General features: G+C 57.4%; 1 protein-coding gene. It reads right to left on the reverse strand.

Annotated features, from left to right (window positions below):
- A partial coding sequence (locus NE664_15810) for a bifunctional hydroxymethylpyrimidine kinase/phosphomethylpyrimidine kinase (protein ID MCQ4728100.1) occupies positions 1 to 380 on the reverse strand: 380 nt, incomplete at both ends.

Genomic DNA, 380 nt, shown 5'->3' on the forward strand with positions numbered 1-380 from the left:
CTCGAAGCATACTCCGTTTTGTACCGGAACATCCAACTCCTCGGATTTTAGGATGCAGCGTTTGACAAAATGCGCCGCTTTCTTCGCCGCATCGGTAAGGGACGAGCCTTTTACCGCCTCCGCCGCCACAATTGCGGAAAAGACATCTCCTGTGCCGGGCCGTTCCCGGCCGACCCTCAGTGACCGGCAAAATGCAGCTTCCCGGTCCCGTACTGCGATGACATTCGTTAAATGCGCACCTTCCTTGACGCCTGTTATAACGACTCCGGAAGGCCCCATCTTAAGGATTTCCTCCGCCATGGCCAGAAGGTCCGCTCTGTGCCACCCTTCTTCCCGGTACTCTCTGCCGGTCAGGATACAGGCCTCGGTCAGATTCGGCG

Source organism: Anaerotignum faecicola (genome assembly GCA_024460105.1).
In the GTDB taxonomy this organism is placed as follows: Bacteria; Bacillota; Clostridia; order Lachnospirales; family Anaerotignaceae; genus JANFXS01.